The 14,190-nt window shown below is 67.6% G+C and carries 13 protein-coding genes; 10 read left to right on the plus strand and 3 right to left on the minus strand.

The features are described from left to right. Positions 1-3: 3 nt before the first annotated feature. Together Vlu01_RS22645 and Vlu01_RS22650 are read right to left on the minus strand one after the other, a co-directional pair. On the minus strand, positions 4-1,080 hold the full coding sequence (locus tag Vlu01_RS22645) for an ABC transporter permease (RefSeq protein WP_204002932.1): 1,077 nt from the start codon (positions 1,078-1,080) through the stop codon (positions 4-6). Between the two features lie 93 nt (positions 1,081-1,173). After that, positions 1,174-2,844 carry an extracellular solute-binding protein gene (locus Vlu01_RS22650; protein ID WP_239096059.1) on the minus strand — a complete coding sequence of 557 codons (1,671 nt, stop codon included), beginning with the start codon at positions 2,842-2,844 and terminating at the stop codon, positions 1,174-1,176. A gap of 231 nt (positions 2,845-3,075) precedes the next feature. Here Vlu01_RS22650 and Vlu01_RS22655 point away from each other — a divergent pair, with 231 nt between their 5' ends. The 10 genes from Vlu01_RS22655 (at position 3,076) to Vlu01_RS22700 (ending at position 13,103) form a co-directional block, all read left to right on the plus strand. Further along, positions 3,076-4,071, plus strand: a complete 996-nt coding sequence (locus Vlu01_RS22655) for a LacI family DNA-binding transcriptional regulator (RefSeq protein WP_204002934.1) — start codon at positions 3,076-3,078, stop codon at positions 4,069-4,071. A gap of 288 nt (positions 4,072-4,359) precedes the next feature. Next, the gene (locus tag Vlu01_RS22660) at positions 4,360-5,886 is read left to right on the plus strand and encodes an alpha-N-arabinofuranosidase (RefSeq protein WP_204002935.1); all 1,527 of its coding nucleotides are present in this window, start codon (positions 4,360-4,362) and stop codon (positions 5,884-5,886) included. Next, positions 5,886-7,574 carry a glycoside hydrolase family 43 protein gene (locus Vlu01_RS22665; protein ID WP_204002936.1) on the plus strand — a complete coding sequence of 563 codons (1,689 nt, stop codon included), beginning with the start codon at positions 5,886-5,888 and terminating at the stop codon, positions 7,572-7,574. Before Vlu01_RS22660 ends, Vlu01_RS22665 begins: the two co-directional genes overlap by 1 nt. Beyond that, positions 7,567-9,276, plus strand: coding sequence for a GH39 family glycosyl hydrolase (locus Vlu01_RS22670; RefSeq protein ID WP_204002938.1), 1,710 nt, complete (start codon positions 7,567-7,569; stop codon positions 9,274-9,276). The genes Vlu01_RS22665 and Vlu01_RS22670 overlap by 8 nt, the downstream gene beginning before the upstream one ends. Beyond that, on the plus strand, positions 9,273-9,665 hold the full coding sequence (locus Vlu01_RS22675) for a hypothetical protein (protein WP_204002939.1): 393 nt from the start codon (positions 9,273-9,275) through the stop codon (positions 9,663-9,665). Before Vlu01_RS22670 ends, Vlu01_RS22675 begins: the two co-directional genes overlap by 4 nt. After that, positions 9,652-9,807, plus strand: coding sequence for a hypothetical protein (locus tag Vlu01_RS22680; RefSeq protein WP_204002940.1), 156 nt, complete (start codon positions 9,652-9,654; stop codon positions 9,805-9,807). The genes Vlu01_RS22675 and Vlu01_RS22680 overlap by 14 nt, the downstream gene beginning before the upstream one ends. Positions 9,808-10,446: 639 nt before the next feature. Next, a complete protein-coding gene (locus Vlu01_RS22685) occupies positions 10,447-11,070 on the plus strand; it encodes a DUF2625 family protein (RefSeq protein WP_275409446.1) in 624 nt (207 codons plus the stop codon). Between the two features lie 412 nt (positions 11,071-11,482). Continuing rightward, positions 11,483-11,974, plus strand: a complete 492-nt coding sequence (locus tag Vlu01_RS22690; protein ID WP_204002942.1) for a hypothetical protein — start codon at positions 11,483-11,485, stop codon at positions 11,972-11,974. Between the two features lie 149 nt (positions 11,975-12,123). Then, positions 12,124-12,585 carry an SRPBCC family protein gene (locus Vlu01_RS22695; RefSeq protein WP_204002944.1) on the plus strand — a complete coding sequence of 154 codons (462 nt, stop codon included), beginning with the start codon at positions 12,124-12,126 and terminating at the stop codon, positions 12,583-12,585. Positions 12,586-12,827: 242 nt separating this feature from the next. Then, the gene (locus Vlu01_RS22700) at positions 12,828-13,103 is read left to right on the plus strand and encodes a hypothetical protein (RefSeq protein ID WP_204002946.1); all 276 of its coding nucleotides are present in this window, start codon (positions 12,828-12,830) and stop codon (positions 13,101-13,103) included. 440 nt (positions 13,104-13,543) lie between these two features. Here the strand turns inward: Vlu01_RS22700 and Vlu01_RS22705 are convergent, their stop codons facing one another. Next, a complete protein-coding gene (locus Vlu01_RS22705; RefSeq protein WP_204002948.1) occupies positions 13,544-13,870 on the minus strand; it encodes a hypothetical protein in 327 nt (108 codons plus the stop codon). Positions 13,871-14,190: the final 320 nt, after the last annotated feature.

Here is a 14,190-nt window from a genome sequence, read left to right on the forward strand (position 1 = left end):
CTCCTAGACCAGCGTCTCTTGGTTGAGGCGCTTGGCCGCTTGGTTCGCCGCGCCCACCAGGATGACGGCGACGATGGTCTTGAAGATGCCCGCGACGATGGCGAGGCTGTAGTTGCCCAGCTCGTAGCCATAGCGCAGCACGAAGACGTCGATGGTCTCGGACCTGTCGGACACCAGGCCGTTGCCGAGGAAGTACGGCAGCTCGAAGTTTGTGGACAGGATCCAGCCGCTGTTGATGATGAGCAGCACGACGATCGTGGGCCTGATGCTCGGGAGCGTGATGCTGAACATCTTGCGAAAGCGGCCTGCTCCGTCGACCTCGGCGGACTCGTACAGGCTCGGGTCGATCGCGGTGATCGCGGCCAGGTAGATGATCGTGTTCCAGCCCAGCTCCTTCCACAGGTTCGTCCCGGCGACGATCCCCCAGAAGTAGTTCGGCTCGGTCAGGAACAGGATCGGTTGGTCGATGATGTGCAGGCTCATGAGGCCCTGGTTGATGAACCCGCCGGAGGAGGGCAGCGAGAGCGCCACCGATGCCATGCTCGCCACGATCACCCAGCTGAGGAAGTGGGGCATGTAGGTGATGTTCTGAAGGACTCGTTTGAACGGCAGGTTCTTGACCTCGTTCAGCAGCAGCGCTAGGACGATGGCCCCGAGGGTACCGACGGTCAGGGTCAGGACCGACTGTCCTATCGTGTTGATCACGACCCGGATGAACCGCTCACCCATGACACCGGTGAACAGGTTGTAGAAGTTCTCGAGGCCCACCCACTGCTGGTTCCAGAGGCTGCGGGGACCCGGCCAGGGGCTGCTGCCGCGAGCCGGCTTGAAGTTCTGGAAGGCGATCGCCCAGCCGTAGACCGGGACGTACTTGAACAGGATCTGGTACAGCAGCAGCGGGACGGCCATCGCGAGCAGGGCTCGCTGCGCCCAGACCAGGTCCCAGGTGATCTTGCGCTTGGGACCCTTCGCTGCATTCTTTCGGGCCTTGCGGTTCTGGGCACGCGAACTGCTCGCGGGCTCCGGGGCCGGTACGAGCCCGGTGGCGGTCACGGGGGTGCTGACCGTGGCGTCCGTCATCTGTCCAACCTCGTCGTCAGGAGCAGTGGGTGGTAATCGAGAACGCGTCGTGGTGGGGGGCGCACGCCCCCCACCACGACTGCTCGCAGACTGTTACCAGTTGGCCAGACGGTCCTTGATGCCAGCGGTGACTGCGTCCTCGTACACCTTGACGTCGATCTTGCGGATGGAGTCGACGTAGGCCTGCCAGTTCTTGTCGAAGTCGGCGGGCGGGCCGGCGATGATCCCCGGCAGCTTCTGCACGCTGGTGTCGGTCAGCTGCTGGTTGACCTGGTTGGCGTCGTCGGAGAGCGTGAGGTTCCACGCCGGGTAGTACTTGGGGTTGTCCGGCGCCTTGTTCACGAAGTCAAGCCAGGTCTTCTTGCCGTACTTCGCCATGAAGTCCTTGTCGTAGTCGCTCAGCGTCGCGTAGAACTCGGCGGGCTGGTCGTCGGGGCTGTAGGCGTTGCCGTCGGAGAACTTGCCGTTGCGCTTGGGCAGCATGTCGAGCAGCGCATCGAGACGGTTGGAGGCACGCCAGGTGAGGTCCTTGTAGTTCTTCCGCTGCTCGTCCGTGCGGGAGAAGACGCCGTCGGCGCCGACCTGGTAGTCCTCGCCAGCGATGCCCCAGGAGAGCGTCTTCTGCCACTCATCGCTGAGCATGATGTCGAGGAACTTCAGTGCCTTCTTCGGCTGCTTGCTGGAGACCGAGATGCCGAACCCCTGGTTGGTGTTCATGACGGGGCGGTCGGCGTACCAGGGCTTCACCCCGTCGTAGACGGGCATGAGGGGCACGTAGGTGTACTCGTCCTTGCCGGCGCTCTGCAGCGACTGGGTGGCGGTCTGGAAGTTCCAGCCCTGGTCGTGCATGCCGAGGACGGTGCCGGTGGCCAGCTTCGCGGTGTACTGGTCGAACGTCAGGGTGAAGGACTCGGGGTCGACGACACCCGAGTTGTACTGCTGGTTGAGGACCTTGTAGAAGTTCTTCGCGATGTCCTTGTCGGCGAAGATCGACGCGTTGTTGTTGCTGTCGACGACGACGCCACCGTTGTTCGGGAAGCCTGCCAGCTGCGCCGGCGGGTTAGTCATGCCCCACTCACGGCCCGTGGACGCCAGAATTTCGAAGCCGACGGTCGGGGCGCCGGCGGTCTTGGGGTGCTTCGCCTTGTAGTTCGAGATGAGCTGGAAGTAGCGGTCGAGCGTCATGTTGCTGAGGTCCGGGTAGCCGGCGTCCGCGAGCACACGCTTCTGGATCCAGAACGCGGGACCGTAGTAGACGCCGCCCGTGATGTCGCCGTAGAAGCGGTTGTAGTTCGGGAGGATGTACAGGCCCTTGTCCACCTCGTCGCCCGAGTAGCTCATCTTCTTGATGTCGTCCTTGACGTGCTCGGCGAGGTTGGGGTAGTCCCCCTTGGCCAGCATGTCGTCCAGGCGCCGCAGAGCGCCGCCCTGCAGGAGACGCTGCTTCAGGTCGCCGGTGCCGATGAGGTCGGGGAACTCACCGCCGGCGAGCATGACACCGATCTTCTGGTCCTCGTTGTCCGGCGTGACGATCTCGTACTTGAGGGTGACACCGAGCTTGTCCTTGAGCAGCTTGGTGATCTTGTTGTCGGGTGCCGGGGCCTGCTGGGCCGACGTGATCCAGACCGTGAACGTCGTGGGGTCACTGGGGGTCAGCGTTCCCGAGTCGTCTTCGGGGTCGTCGGCAGAGGTACATCCGACAAGTCCTACTAACACGGCTGCAGCCAGGACAACAATTGACAACTTCGTTCTTGTGGTACGCACCGAGGTCTCTCCCTTGAGAACAGTTCCGGTCGTCCTTGACTGGAATTTGTGGGCACATCGACGCGAGCTGGGGCTTGGCGTCCTCATCCAGAGCGGGATTTTAGCGTTAAAGTAAAGAGTCGATCGTGTTGCGTCAAGGCCCGCCCCGGCGTGTGGATGGGTGGCGGGCTTCTCGCCAGACGACGTTGCTGAGCTGGCAGAATGCCGCGATAAGGAGGATATGTGGTGAGGATGGCGGACGTCGCCCGTGAGGCGGGCGTCTCGGTCATGACCGTGTCGAACGTCGTCAACGAGCGCCTCCCGGTCAACGAGCCGACGCGTGCCCGTGTCATGGCCGCCGTCGAGGCGCTGGGGTACGAGGTCAACCTGACCGCGCGCCACCTGCGCGCGGGACGGACCGACACCGTCGCCTTCATCGTGCCGAGCTTCCACGACTACTTCGGTGAGGTCTCCGACAAGATCGCGCCGCTGATCGAGGCCGAGGGGCGGCACCTCGTCCTTGAGCGAACGAGCGGCAGCCCCGAGCATGAGATGGCGGCGCTGAGCGTCGCGCGACTCCAGCTCTACGACGGCGTCCTGCTGTCCGTCGCCGGACTCGACCGCGACCAGCTGGACCGCGTGCGTACCACCAAGCCCATCGTGCTGCTCGGCGAGCGTGACGTGCCCGACCGGTTCAACCACGTGCGGCTGGCGAACGAAGAGGGCGCCCGTCTCGCGACGGCGCACATGATCGAGCACGGCTCGCGGCGCATCGTTGGGTTGGGCTGCACGTTCGACACCGCGCACATGATGACGTCGGACCGCCGCATTGGCTGGGAGCGCGCACATCGCGATGCCGGCCTCGATGTCGACGCACGCTATGTGGTGCCCATCTCCACGTTCACGTCGGCGGCCGGACGTGATGCCCTGCTCGATGTGATCGCGTCCGGTCTGCCCTTCGACGGCGTCTTCGCCGTCACCGACGTCGTCGCGCTCGGCGCGGTCGCGGCCCTGGCAGAGAGCGGGCTCCGGGTGCCCACCGACGTCCAGCTTGCCGGGTTCGACAACCTCGACATGTCAAGCTTCGTCCCGCCCGGCCTCACCTCCGTCGACGCGAACCATGAAGGTGTCGCTGAGACCGCGGTGGGTCTGCTGCACCGGCAGATGGCGGGCTGGACCGGCCCGGCCGAGCACGTCGTCGCGCCCGTCCGTCTCGTGGTACGTGGCTCCACCCGCGGTGGGGCTTAGGGCCGTGCAACCACCCGCGCCGTTTAGCCCGTTTCGTTCGAAGGAAACCAGTTCGAGCACCTATGGGCGCACGTCCGCCTTGCGCGCCGTCCCCGCATCCCCGATCACCGGGACGCGGCACCGGCATCTACGACCCCGACACCGCCACCGAGCTCGTCGACGAGCACACGGTGACAGCGATCCCGTTCTCGACCTGGGGCAACCGCGCCCCGGCCCGATGCGGGTCTGGCTTCCGCGAGCTCCTCGCTGAGGCATGCAATGACGGAACACGCAACTGATGGGGAGACAATGACGACGACCACGACCGCAGTGATCGACCTCGACCTGCCCGGCGCCACGATCAGCCGGCACGTGTACGGGCACTTCGCCGAGCACCTGGGGCGGTGCATCTACGGCGGGTTCTGGGTGGGTGAGGACTCGCCGGTCGCGAACGTGCGGGGCATCCGCTCGGACGTGGTCGAGGCGTTGCGGGCGATCTCGATTCCGAACCTGCGCTGGCCGGGCGGCTGCTTCGCCGACGACTACCACTGGCGTGACGGCATCGGCCCGCGCGAGAGCCGCCCGCGCATGGTCAACTCGCACTGGGGCGACGTGGTGGAGGACAACGCGTTCGGCACGCACGAGTTCATGGACCTGTGCGAGCTGCTCGGCGCGGACCCGTACGTGTCGGGGAACGTGGGGTCCGGGTCGGTGGCGGAGATGTCGGACTGGGTGGAGTACCTGACCCGGGCGGACGACTCACCGATGGCGGCGCTGCGGCGGGCGAACGGGCGGGAGCAGCCGTGGCGGGTGCCGTTCTGGGGCCTGGGCAACGAGGCGTGGGGCTGCGGCGGCAACCTGCGCGCCGAGCAGTTCGCCTCGCTGGCCCGGCAGTACGCGACCTACACCCGCAACCACGGCGGCAACCTGCTGTACCGGATCGCGGCGGGCGCGAACGAGGCCGACCTGCACTGGACCGAGACGCTCCTGCGCTCGTTCGACGACCTGGCGGCGGACCCGGCCGCGCCGGCGGGCCCGTTCCAGGCCGTGTCGCTGCACTACTACACGATGGCCGGGTCGTGGTCGGACAAGGGCGACGCCACCGGGTTCAGCACCGACCAGTGGTACGTGACCATGGCCCGCGCCCGGCGCATGGAGGAGCTGCTCACCCGGCACTCCACGGTCATGGACCGCTACGACCCGCACCGCAAGGTCGGCTTGGTGGTGGACGAGTGGGGCACGTGGTGGAACGTGGAGAAGGGCACCAACCCCGGGTTCCTGTACCAGCAGAACACGCTGCGCGACGCCCTGGTCGCCTCGGTGCACTTCGACGCGTTCCACCGGCACGCCGAGCGCGTGGTCATGGCGAACATCGCCCAGACCGTCAACGTGCTACAGGCCATGATCCTCACCGACCCCGACACGGGGACGCTCGTGCTCACCCCGACGTACCACGTCTTCGCCATGAACACCGGCCACCACGACGCCGCCTCCCTCGCGGTGCACCTGCGCGACGTCGAGACTCGCGCTGTCGACGGGACCGAGCTGCCGCTGGTCTCGGCGTCCGCGTCGGTCAAGGGCGACACCGCCCTGGTCTCGCTGTCCAACCTCGACGCCGATACGGACCGCATCCTCGTCCTGGACCTGCGCGGCCGCGACGTCGTCGGGCACACCGCGCGGGTGCTGACCGCCACGGCGCTCGACGCGCACAACACCCCCGCGCAGCTCGACGCCGTCGCCCCCACCGACCATGCCGGTGTGCGCCCCCACCCCCGAGGGCTCGAGGTCGACCTGCCCGCCCACTCCTACGTCACCGTGGCGCTCGAGCTGCGTTGATGGACCGACCGAACCTGAACATCCGCGACGGCGGGGCGGGGGCAGACTTCACCAACCCGGTCATCTTCGCGGACGTGCCCGACCCGGACGTCGTCTTCGACGGCCGGTACTACTACATGGTCAGCACGACGATGTACTTCGCGCCGAGCGTCCCGATCATGCGCTCGAGCGACCTGGTGCACTGGTGGATCGCCGGGTATACAGCGGCGATCCTCGACGACACGGACGCGCTGGCGCTGCGCAACGGCCAGGACGCGTACGGCCAGGGCAGCTGGGCAGCGAGCATCAGGTTCCATGACGGGACCTACTACGTGTCGGTTGGCAGCCTCACCACGCGGCAGACGTACATCTACTCGACTCCCAACATCGAGCGCGGGCCGTGGACCAGGTCGGTGCTCGACGGGTACGCCCACGATCAGTCGCTGCTGTTCGACGGCGACGACGTCTGGCTTGTCTACGGTGGCGGGTCGATCGACCTGCGCAGGCTGCGGCGACACGAGGACGGGACCCTTGCGTGGGACGGCCCGGCGACGCGGCTCGTCGAGCACGCCAACGTCGACCAGACCAGCGGGCTGAATGCCGAGGGCGCTCACGCGTACAAGATCGGGGACTACTACTACGTCTTCATGATCCAGTGGCCGTCGGGTGGCATCCGCCAGGAGGTGCTGTGGCGGTCGACGTCACTAACGCCGCAGTCGGCGGGCGGCGTGTGGGAGGGCCGGGTCGTGCTCAGCCAGGGCGTGACGGTCGGGGGCCGACCCGGAACCGGCGTGGCCCAGGGTGGAGTCGTCCAGACGTCCGACGGGCAGTGGTACGCCATGCTGTTCCAGGACGAGGGCCCGCTGGGTCGTTCGCCTCAGCTCGTTGGCGTGGCCTGGGATGACGACGGGTGGCCGGTGTTCGCTCTCAATCCGGAAGCGCCCGCGGCGGCCGCACGGACGGCCGGTGACGGCGCCGCCGTCGTCGCCTCGGACGACTTCGACAACCTCCTTGAGCGTGCGGGCCACTGGAACACGGCCAACGCGGACCTCCTGGCAGAGTCCGCCGAGAACGCATGGAACGGGTCAAACCTGGGGCTCCAGTGGCAGTGGAACCACAACCCGGACAACCGGTTCTGGTCGCTCACCGAGCGGCCCGGACACCTGCGGCTGACCACGGGCAGCGTCGCCTCGGGCATCCTCGATGCGCGCAACACGCTCACCCAACGCACGCTCGGACCCACGAGCTCCGGCGCCATCTCGCTGGACGTCTCGCACATGAAGGACGGGGACGTCGCAGGCATCTCCGCCTACCAGCGCAAGTACGGATACATCGCGGTGACGATGGAGGCGGGGACCAGGAGCCTGGTGATGCGCCGGGCAGGCGGCGACGGCGTCATCGCCTTCACCAGCGCACCGGTGCCGCTGCGGGCGGACGTCGTCTACCTGCGCGCGGACGTCGACTTCCGGGATGCCGTCGATACGGCGTCGTTCGCGTACTCGTACGACGGCAGCAACTGGACCTGGCTGGGCGACACCGTGCAGATGCAGTACGACCTCGCGCACTTCACCGGGTACCGGTTCGCCCTCTTCAACTACGCCACTGCCGAGCCCGGGGGATACGTCGACGTGGACTGCTTCCGTGTCAGCGACACCACCGGGCTAGCAAACCCCACTCACCGACGAAGCGAGGGAACTCTCCATGACTGAGCAGGCGACGTCAGCCCTGCTGATCGACGGGCAGGCACCCGCCGAGGTGCCGCTGCATCACGTGTGGAACGAGTGCGTCGGTGCTGGCCGCGCGAACGAGGCGTTGCGGGCGGACTGGCAGGCGCACTTCCGCGAGGCCGTCCAGGTGCTGGGCGCCCGGCATGTGCGCTTCCACGGCCTGTTCCATGACGACATGTTCGTCTACCGGACGGACAACGGCGGCGGCTTCGGCCCGAACCAGCCGCTGCCCGAGCCGGTCTACACGTTCGCGTATGTCGACAAGGTGTTCGACGCGATCCTCGACGCGGGCGCCCGCCCGTTCGTGGAGCTCGGGTTCATGCCGCGCCAGCTCGCCACCCAGACCGAGACGCTGTTCTGGTGGAAGGCGCACTGCAGCCCGCCGAAGGAGATGGACCGCTGGGTCGCGCTGGTCGACGCCACTGTACGGCACTGGATCGAGCGGTACGGCATCGACGAGGTGCGGCAGTGGCCGTTCGAGGTGTGGAACGAGCCGAACCTCGTGCCGAACTTCTGGACCGGGACGCGCGCCCAGTACTTCGAGCTGTACGAGGCCACGGCGCGCGCGATCAAAGCCATCGACCCCCGGCTGCGGGTCGGCGGCCCGTCAACGAGCGTGTTCGTCCCCGACGCCCGCTACTCCGGAGAGACCCACGACCCGTCGCTCGAGGTCGAGACCGCGGTGGCCACCGACCCCGACGCGCTCGACTGGCAGCCGGTGTGGATCCACGAACTGATCGAGTACTGCGCGCAGCGCGGGCTGCCGATCGACTTCCTCTCCACCCACCTGTACCCGACCGACTACGCGGCGGACTCCCTGGGCAACGTCAGCGCGATCACGCGCCAGAAGGACGCCACGTACGTCGACCTGCAGGTCCTGCGCACGATCATCGAGAACAGTCCGTATCCGGACGCCGAGTTGCACATCACCGAGTGGTCGACCTCGCCGTCGAGCCGCGACGCGATCCACGACACGCTCTTCGCCGCCGCGTACATCGTCCGGGCGTTCCTCAAGGGCGCGCCGCTGGCCGACTCGATCTCCTACTGGACCTTCACCGACGTGTTCGAGGAGGGCGGCAGCGGCATCGGCCCCTTCCACGGAGGCTTCGGATTCGTCAACGAGAACGGCCTGCACAAGCCGACGTTCCACGCGATGGCCATGCTCCACCGCCTCGGTGACCGCCTCCTGGCCGAGCTGCCCGACGGTGCCATCACCCGCTCGTCCGCGACGGGTGACGTGTCGGCCATCTTCTACAACTACCCCGCCGAGATGGGCACGACGGGGCTCGCGTCCCGCAACGGCTACGCCGAGACGCGAGCCCTCGCCGAGATGGGCCCCGAGCGCCGCGTCCGGCATCGGGTCGAAGGGCTGCGCCCGGGTACCGAGCTCACCGTGGAGATCCTCGACTGGGAGCACGGGAACGTCGCCGAGGCCTGGTACCAGATGGGCGCCCCGCTCAACATCACGCGGGAACAGACCGCCGAGCTGCGCCACGTCGCCGACGGCCTCCACCGCAGCACGCTGACCGTCGGCGACGACGGCGTCCTCGACATCGACCTCACGCTGCCCGCCTGGGCGGTCGCCTCGGTCGCGCCGACGCTCCCCGGCGGCCAGCGCCCGGATCGGGGGGGCGACGAGCCAGGCAGGGCGCGAGCGCGGAGGCGGCACTCGCCGCAGCGGTGACCCTGCGGACCGTCGCCGACGTACACCCGCCGTGGCAGACGCTGCTGGTCTACCCGATGCTGCAGCTCGGGCAGCAGCCGGACCGCGACACCCCGCCCCGAGTCGACGACGGCGAGGCGGCGATGTTGACCCCCAACCACCTCCCCATCCCCGTCGCGCCCCCGGGGCAGCCCTCGACCGCGCGGGGACCGACGTTGGAGGACACCGAGATCCTGTCCACGGATCCCGGCGGCCTCGCCGCGCTGTACCTTCCCCCGCAGAGCGCGGACCCGACGACGCACACCTGCGAGCGGCTGGTGGAGCTGACGGAGTGGCTCCCCGGGTGGGCCCGGTGGGGGAGCATCGGACGACGTTGGCCACGGGCTTACCGGCACCGTGACCACCCATGACGGTTACTACGTCGGCTGCCACACCGGCATCAAAGGGCCGGGCCTGCTCACTGTCCTGCTGCGGTACCGGTCCGGCCCAGCCTGCCCGCCGCAGCTGTGCGATCTGCTGACCGGCGTACGCGTCTCTGCTGCCGTGCGATAGAGCCTCCTCGCGTGCTGTCCTGAACGCAGGCACACGCCGGCAGGGCCGGGCGGCGCCCCGGCCCTCCCAGATCTCCGGCGTCTCATGTGGCTGGCCGGCGAGGCGGAGGACGACGGACGCCCCATGGAGATGCTGCTGGACAAATCGGTGATCGGCGGCAGGGCTTCTCGCTCGTGGCCGCCGAGCCGGTCCTGATCGCGGCTCGGATGACACGACAACCGGCGGACTGGACATTCACCGCTCGCATTTGGCCCAGGGAGATTCAGCGCCCGACCAATCGGCGGTGGGCCAGGCGCGCGGCGGCTATCCACTGCCACGGCATACCAACCATCACCATCGACCCTAGTTCGGCCCCGAACGAGATCGCGTGCCAGGTGATCTCGAAGAGTTGCGTGCCCCCGGCAGGGCAACAGCCTGCGTTTTCGGGCGGCCGGCACGTGTGGCTATGCCAACATGACATCCATATCAGCCACTGGCGGATATGGGAATTTGGTTCGTGTTGGGCCTCCGACACAAACTCCCATGGCTCGATCGCCGGGTGGGACGTGTGTAAGTCCGTCTTCGGGGCCGGTGCGGTCGATGCGCCGCCGTGTGCTCCGCTGCCTGTCGGACACGGACCGGCTGTGGCAGCCTGGTCCTGTGGATCAATCAGCATGGCCGGAGGTGTTAGCCGCTGTCGCCGCCGCGCCGTACCCGGTGCAGGTCCTGCCGGCTGATACGGAACGGGCCACTACCTGCTCGGAGGCACTGGGCATCAGCACACGATCGTGGCTCGGCGCGGTGGTAGCCAATACCGGGGGCCTGCTGGTGGATCACGGATGGGTCCGCGTACTTGGCTGCGGACACGACCGCCTGCCGGACATCGTGACCCAGGCAGATACCGAGGCCGGTGTCCTTACCGTCGGCTTTGACGTCCTGGGCGGCCAGTTCGTCTGGATACAGGTCGAACCAGGAACGAAGCCGACCGTGCACTACTTCGGTCCAGATGATCTGGGTTGGCAAGATCTGGAACAGGGGTACGCGGAGTGGCTGAACGCGATACTGCGCGGCTCGCTGAACCGTTTCTACGAGACCCTGCGGTGGCCCGGCTGGCAGACCGACGTTGGAGCCCTCGGCATCGACCAGGGTTTCAGTGTGTGGCCGCCACCGTTCACCAAGGAGGGCAGCGACCTGTCCGCCGTTTCCCGCAAAGCCATCCCAATGGCTCAGTTGGTCTCGTTCTACCACGATGCTGCACGGCAACTCGGCGAGCCTACCCAGTAGGCGACAAGCCCCAGCGACCGATTCTGAAAGCACTCGGCCAGGCCGCGCGCTGCCCTTACCTAGAGATCGGGTGCACTCATTCAGCGGCGAATAACGCGCGCATCGGCTGCGGCTCGGCGGGACCGTTCGTGCGGCCGCGCGTACCGGTTCGAGCAGTCCGGGCCGTTGGACCTGGTCCCTCCACAATCCCCCGTTCTGCCCGGAGCGTCGCGCGTTAGTCTGCCGCGCATGATCCACCGCGTCGGGGATGTGCTGCGGATCTCCTGCCCGTTTACGCCGACGGTCGTCACCGGCCTCGACGAGGCGTATGTCAGCGTCCGCTGGCCGTGGTGGGAGATTGACCCGGACGCGGACGGCGTGCGCTGGAACGGGGAGGTGGCCCTGGGCCGCGCCGATCCGGACGAGCTGTACATTGCCGACCCGGCCCCGCCCCGCCCCCGGCGATACCTGCCGGGTCGGTATCCCGGCGCGGATCATCCACGTCATCGAGGTTCACAGGTACGAACCGCCGCAGGAGACGGGCTGGTTGCCCCGCCCGAGCCTGAGTCTGCTCGTGCTGCGCGCCGGTGAGGCTCCGGATGCGGCAGCGGAGTTTCAGGGCACGAGCATCGAGCCCGATGGCGGTATTCCGTTCACGCTCGAACTGGTCTTCAGGCCGTATGCGTTCCTAGAGGTCGGCGATGATGTTGCCGATGCCGCTGGTCGTGCATGGCGCTTCGATGACCCGTGGACCTGGGCCGCTTATGACGGCGCGCAGGGAGTGCCGGCCTGGCCCCTGGCCCTACTGGCCGGCGGGGCGGATCCGGCGGCAGTCACGGCCGCGACCGCTACCGGTTCGCACGAGGCCGAAGTCACCCGCTGGCGCCGAGCGGCAGGCTTGCAAGACGACGCCCAGTCCCGCTGAACAGGCCCCTGCCGCCTACAGCTACCAGCGGCCGGCCAGGTGTCCCGATCTGCCGCGAACGGCTTGTCACCGAGGGCGGCATTGAAGCGGCCGGTGCCCGCGTGCGGTCCTGCCGAGGTGGGGCCTGGACGATGCGCCATGATGGGGCTATGCCACGCACGGACAGAGCCTCGCGGGTGATCGCGGCCCCTCCCGATCGTGTCTACGCTGCGCTCGTCGATCCAGACGCCCTCGTCGCGTGGCTTCCGCCCGAGGGGATGAGCGGTAGGTTCGAACGGTTCGATGCCCGGCCGGGTGGGTCGTACCGGATGGTGCTTACCTACGCGGACGCCTCGACCGCGTCGGGCAAGGCCACCGCGGACTCCGACATCGTCGAGGTGCGCTTCGTTGACATCGTCCCCGGCGTCCGGGTGGTGCACGCCGTCAACTTCGTCGCCGACGATCCCGACTATGCGGGCACCATGACGATGACCTGGGAGGTCAAAGCAACCGACGATGGGACGCGGGTGGACATCCGAGCCGACGACGTGCCCTCTGGCATCTCCGTAGAGGATCACGCGGCCGGGCTCGCGTCCTCGCTGGCAAACCTCGCCGCCCACGTTGAACGGTAACCCCGTCGCGAGATGGCGGATCCGGACTGAACGCGTCCGGCGACATCCGCTTCTGCCGCGAGGCGCGCGCTACGCAGCGTCCCGCTGAGCTGGCCTGGGTTCCGCCCGGTCGTGCCGATGCGCGGATGCTGGACAGGGGCCGGGAGGCTGAGGGGTCAAGTGATCAGGCGTGCGCAGATGAATCGAACACCCAGTGACTGGTCTGGAAGATGCGCCTCGCGAAGGTCGTCTCCTCTTGACCGATGGGGAAGAACCCGGCCGAGCGGCAGATGGCGTTCGATGCTGCGTTCGTCGTGCTCGGGAACGCGGGGATGAGCCCCCAACGCATCCGCGCGGGCCAGGTCGAGAACTTGGCGGACGGCTTCGCCCGCCAAGTTCTGCCCTGGGATTCTGGCAGGACCATCCAACCGATCTCGGAGATGCCCTCCTGGGAGTACAGCGTCACCGTCCCCGCCACCTGCGCGGAGTTACCGGCAACGACCATCTTGATCCAGGTGCTGTCCTCGCGAACCGCCTAAGGTCGCGCGTGAGCTGGCCGGCGATGCGCTCGCGCGGCTGTGGGCCGCCGAGTTCCGACATCAGGACCGGATCGCAGCGTATGCAGACATACGCATCGAGGTCGGCTGGCTCCACGTCGCGCAGAAGCATCGCGGGAGCCTACCCAGTCCCGCAGCAACCGACCGCGTTGCAGAAGCAGTCGCACATCTGGCGCTGGTCGTGCGGCCCCTGAAGCTGTCACGCCATCACGGAGGTTTCCAGGTCGCGGCGGGTAAGCGCGGCACGGAGCTGCAGCGCCTCGGTCGCCAGATTCTGACGGCCGCCCTGCTCGCGGTCTCGCCTGGATCAAGCAATCGTGCACCTCGACGGCAACCCGCAGATCGTCCTGCAAGGACGACGCCCTGAACCGTCGACGTCCGGAAATGCCGCAGCCCGTGCGGCTTCCGACTGCGCGGCACCGTCACCAGGCGGGCGACGAGTCGTGCAGGAATATCTTGAAGGCGGGCCCTGGTAGCGAGGGTCGCCAGCCGGCTGCCAAAGCCTGACGGACACCGAGAGCCACCGTCGCGGGTAGCACCGGCCGGCTCGGCAATCCGAACCAGTTGCCCGGATGGGCACAGGGCAGCGACGCGACCAGCAGGGCGCCTGGCTGTTCCGCCTGCTCGACAACGAAGGTCAGCGGAGACCAGCCATTGGCTTGACAGTAGGTCGGTCTACGCCGAACCGACCAGCGGAAGGCGACGCCGTCTACGGTGATGCGTCGTGAACCCTTGATAGTCAGCGTCATCCGCACCTCTGCTGGCCCCGACCACGTCCGCGAGCACCATAACGAGTACCCGACATCCCTGCGCTATCTACTTGAGCACCCGGATGACGCGCAGGTGTCCGGACCTGGCCGCCGATCGAACGCGGCATGGCACTCGGGACCACTTGATCACATGCGGCTCATGCCGCGAGCCGGGCGCTACGCAGCGTCCCGCCGAGCCAGCCCGAGTTCCGTACGGACGTGCCGATGAGCGTTCACTCGATCATCAAGCAACAACCGTGAACGAATAGCTCTCCGATCACGGTCTCCATCTTGGGACAGCGGAGCGCCTCGCCCAGCCG

Source organism: Micromonospora lutea (assembly GCF_016863535.1).
GTDB lineage: Bacteria > Actinomycetota > Actinomycetes > Mycobacteriales > Micromonosporaceae > Micromonospora > Micromonospora lutea.